The organism is Pseudoalteromonas sp. TP27, from assembly GCF_056470645.1.
Window position 1 is genome coordinate 1 of record NZ_JARDAK010000059.1, and the last position, 3066, is coordinate 3066.

A 3066-nucleotide genomic window follows, 5' to 3' on the forward strand; every position below is an offset into this window, starting at 1 on the left:
CCGCAATTGTCACAACGATAACCAGAAGGCCATCGCATATCGAACAGTCGTTTATGGCATTGTTCTTCAGTACCTAACTGTGAAATAAACCCATGTATTGAAATGTTTTTTTGAAATTGGACTTTATTTTTAGCCATGATAACCACCTCATTTTTTTGCTTCATTTTAAGTGTAGTCTAATAAGCGGAATTTGAGAGGTAATCAGGTAAATTATAGTTCCATTCCCCATGACATTCGAATTAACTCATAATAATACACAAAAAAGGCTGATAAATTTAACAGCCTTAACATATATAATAATTCTTATTTCAATAAGAAAAATAATAATTAATTAATTAGGTCACTCATATTAATTGAAGATACGATGTTTTCATTGAACTCAGGGATGTATAATATATTAGTATCTTGATCTAATGCTATATCAGCAGGAGAGTTAAAATTCCCTGATATTTTGTAAACCTGTTCTTTTGTATTAATATCAAATATAAAAATACTAGATGATGAATCATCATTTTCCCAATCTGAAATCATCAATTTACCATTTTTTAATGCCATACCATCAAGGTTACCATTACCAAGTATGTCTATAGACCATTGTTCAATGTTCCCAGTTCGCTCTGAGGTTTCATTTAACATAGTTTGATAGATGTGACCTTGAGCTAAATTCCCTCCAAATGTTGAAGTCACCAAATATAATATAGACGTCTCTTTATCAAATAAAAGTCCATTAACACCATTACCATTTAATTCAGAAGCGGTTATGAATTTAGAATACGTAATGTTCCCATTCAAAAGTTTAATTTGATATACATCACCAGTTCCCGTATCTGATATAAGAGCAGAGGTACTAGATAATGCCACTGCGTCATTTAAAAATCCTGCGGACATAATAGGTAATGTTTGAACTACTTCAGCAGTATCAAGATTGATAAGTTTAACATTTGGATGGTCGGAAAGAATTGCGTGATGACCATCATCAATAATAGCCATTCCTTTAGGATCATCTAAATTATTAATATAAGTATTATTTCCTAAATTAATGAATCCTAAACCATTAGATTCACCAGGATTACCGCCAATATTACTTATATATTGTTTATTGCCATTAAGAGTAACACTTTCTGGTGTTGATAAATTTGAAAACACAGTTTTAATTGGTAAGTTAACGAATGTTCCATCACTTTTAGAAGCCGATGTATATTTTTCAATCATTGCATCATTAGAGTTACATCCCATCAATACTGATGTCACGAATAAACTAGATAGAATAAATTTTATTTTCATTAATAATCTCAATTTTTAGCACATTTAAATTAAAATTATTATATAAAGTTAAATAATAAAAATACAACATAAAGTATCATAAATTCATTTAAATTAAACTTTTATGATACTTTCGGTTAATTAAGTAAGCTTATTACAACAAATATTTCGGCTCTACGCGTCTTTGCGTGGAATGCTTAAAAAGCAGCCACTCCAGGAGCGAATCTAGCCATACCTGTGGTATCCACGAGCAATCGTTGAAATAACCTAGTGGGCTCTGATAAACCATAGCATCGTCGCTTCAACACTTTCACTCTGTTATTGAATCCTTCAACAAATCCGCTGGTATGACGCGCGATGAAATAGTTAGTAATTTGCTCCTGATAATTCACCAAAGTTTGAATAAACCGATTAAAGCAAGTGAGCTCAGAAGCGGTAACGTTATTCACCCATTCGGTCATCTTTTCCTTGGCGACCTCTGGGGAAATATGACTGTCGAATATCCCACTGAGTTGACGACTAAACTGATAGCCTTGCTTCAATTTTGGTGAGACTGAAAACAGCGATTCAACCACAACCTTTTCTTCATCAGTGAAATGGTCTTTTTGTTTCCTCAGCAGGGATATAGCTGGTTTGAGTGCTGCATACTCCCCCACTACTAGATGGACAGGAATTTCAAAGTTGAGAGCAACAACAATATCGAGCCATACCTTCAGTCCTGTAAGGCCATTCGATAAGAGCGATTCTTTCTAATTCTCTGGATATACCCACTCTGTTTGTTTTTCACTCAGAATGGCATCAAAAAGACGGTTCTATCCTAGTCATGCGCTCTAAATTGGCCTTAATAACGCTAGGTTTTCTATTGACGATACCAATTGACCAAGCTTAGGCCCTCGGATAAATCCGCTGAAAAACATTTTTGAACCACATAAAACGCATTCAAATGGGTCTACTTTCATAAGAGCTTTCATCATCGATGCAAAACTAAAGACCATTGGTTTATTCACTTTTTGCTCAAGCTTTTCATAAATAATTGGAAGCATATCGCCACGTAAACGTGTCGATAAAAAACCGAAGTAACGTACCATCTTAAAATGTTTTTCTGGGACATGACTCAGCACCCTCAACATCATTTCTGTTTGAGTAAGCGATAACTCTTTATGTTTTTTGCTGTTGTGGTCTAAGTAGGTGAACGTAACATGCCCATTCGCATATTCCTTCAAGCGAGAGGCCGCTATCGGCGGCTTCTTTACGTAACTTCCTAAATATTTAGCAGTATGTTTCTTATGGCTTGTCTTTTTGGCGATATTCACATTCCAATGACGATTATATTGTGTGTTTAAGAATGCATTCCAAGACTGAATGTTTTTTGCTTCATCGCTAAGCTCTGATGGGAATATCAGTCGGTCATAATTATCTCTCAGTAGTTTGATTATCCCATATCGCCATTGCTTCATTAATGAAGCAAACTTAAATGAAAACTTCTTTAAGTTGTCATGTTTGTCCAAGCCTAATTCAGCTAAGGCTAAGTGAATATGGCAATTAAAGTTTAGTTTTCGACCATAGGTATGAAGAGCGGCAAAAATGCCGATGGTTAATTTTTTAGTTTCTGCCTGAGTGAGTAAGGTATTCGCTGCAATAGAAAAAAGAGGACTCAATAGCCATCGGTTTAATTGAAATATTGGCCAAAACTGACCAGGCATAGTGAAGGTAATATGACGGAACTTACAATCTGGAAGTATTTCATTCTGAGTTGATATCCAGCGCTCTGTGGCCTTTTGGCCACACGAGGGGCATAACTTA

Annotated in this window: 4 protein-coding genes; all 4 read right to left on the minus strand. The window is 35.0% G+C overall.

What is annotated here, in order from left to right:
- Positions 1–137, minus strand: a 137-nt coding sequence (locus tag PX700_RS21735) for a transposase (protein ID WP_479521921.1), incomplete at its 3' end; no start/stop codon positions are given.
- A 190-nt stretch (positions 138–327) separates the two neighbouring features.
- A complete protein-coding gene (locus PX700_RS21740; RefSeq protein ID WP_446701180.1) occupies positions 328–1284 on the minus strand; it encodes a YncE family protein in 957 nt (318 codons plus the stop codon).
- 176 nt (positions 1285–1460) lie between these two features.
- Entirely contained in the window at positions 1461–1919 is a 459-nt protein-coding gene (locus PX700_RS21745) for an ISL3 family transposase (RefSeq protein ID WP_446701179.1), read from the minus strand.
- A gap of 174 nt (positions 1920–2093) precedes the next feature.
- The coding region (locus PX700_RS21750) for an IS91 family transposase (protein WP_479521920.1) at positions 2094–3066 on the minus strand (973 nt) is incomplete at its 5' end.